Annotated in this window: 1 protein-coding gene; it reads left to right on the top strand. The window is 35.3% G+C overall.

Features of this window, described 5'->3' with window-relative positions; genetic code table 11:
* Positions 1-127 precede the first annotated feature (127 nt).
* Positions 128-1,432, top strand: coding sequence for an ISL3 family transposase (locus tag ACFW0C_RS09840; RefSeq protein ID WP_378107045.1), 1,305 nt, complete (start codon positions 128-130; stop codon positions 1,430-1,432).
* Positions 1,433-1,554: the final 122 nt, after the last annotated feature.

The following is a 1,554-nucleotide window of genomic DNA, read 5'->3' as shown; positions in this document are numbered from 1 at the left end:
GGCTCTACAATATATAGGACTGATGACTTCAAAAAAGTCATTGGTTCTATATTTTTTTTACAAAAAAAGAGGAATCTCCATTATCATAAAGTTAACGACAACCATGATAAGATAGGAGATTCCCCGTATGAATAAGTTTATCAATACCACGTTACAATTGAAAGATGAAAATATAATTTTCGAAGATAAAGTTGAAGAGATGATAGTTAAGAATATAAAGTCACTGATCTATTTCGGCAAGTTAGATGTAAATCCTCAGTATTGTCCAGCCTGCGGCTGCGTTAAACGAGGAAATAGTATCGTTAAGAATGGATCTAAAAAATCAAGAATTACGCTAACAAAGATATCAGGGTTACCTGCTTACCTTGAATTAAGCAAGCAACGCTATCACTGTAGAGAATGCGATAGCTACTTCACTGCTAAATCAGAGATAGTCGGCGATAACTGTTTTATTTCTAAGCGCGTTAAACGGATGGTATTAGATTTTGCAACCAATGCGTTGACATTGAAGCATATCGCAGAGACATGCAACGTTTCTGATCATACAGTTCAACGGGTAATTGATGGTACTGGTAAAGAGCTTAAACCTAGCATCTTCGATGCATTACCAGAGCATATTGCTTTCGATGAATTCAAAGGTGTAAAGTATGCCGAAGGGAATATGAGCTTTGTGTTTATCGATAATACGAATTCACAGATTGTTGATGTGTTGGGAGACCGGAGAAAATTTAAGCTACGTGATTATTTTTTTGCCTATCCGTTGAAAACTCGGCAGAAAGTTCAGACAGTTACGATGGACATGTATATGCCTTATATGGAAGTCGTTAGAGAGGTGTTTCCCAACGCTAAAATCATCATTGATCGCTTCCACTTAGTTCAAGCATTAAATCGAGAATTGAATAAGTTACGTATTGAAGTGATGAATGCCTTTAGAGTTCCTGACCATAGATTGTACAACAAGTATAAAAGATATTGGCGACTATTTTTAATGCCTCGAGAAAGCCTAAGCTCATGGGATTATCAACCATTTAAGTTATTCGATTGGCTTACGAATACCGGTGGTATTTTAGATTATTTACTAGAGAAGAACCCACTATTAAAAGACACCTATAATCTTGTCCATAACTTGCGTGAGTCACTCCAAGAGAATGATTCTGAAGCATTTAAAGCTCAGTTAGCGCAGTCCAAGTTAGTTAAATTACCAAGCGGACTAAGACGAGTGTTGCGTACATTTATCAAACTTCAAAGATATATTAAGCATACTTTCAAATATAAATACTTAACGAATGGCCGAATAGAAGGTTTGAATAATAAAATCAAGGTCTTAAAACGGATAGCCTATGGATACCGAAACTTCCAAAATTTTAGAACTAGAATATTAATGACCAATAAACTATATCTAAATGAAATACCGGTAGTAGAAGCAGCCTAAGGGCTGCTTGATAATCACAAAATAAAGATAAAAAATGAATAATGGAAAAGAGTATAAAAAAACCAGGTAATCTAATGATTACCTGGCAGATATTACTCATCAGTCCTATTTGACGAAGAGCC

Origin of the sequence: Aerococcus sp. NPDC058936, assembly GCF_042741995.1 — a bacterium.
In the GTDB taxonomy this organism is placed as follows: domain Bacteria; phylum Bacillota; class Bacilli; order Lactobacillales; family Aerococcaceae; genus Aerococcus.
This window is presented reverse-complemented; position numbering and strand designations above follow the sequence as displayed.

What these genes read in the sequence shown, in the direction of transcription:
- ACFW0C_RS09840 (WP_378107045.1), top strand. Translation starts at nt 128, where the DNA reads ATGAATAAGTTTATCAATACCACGTTACAATTGAAAGATGAAAATATA.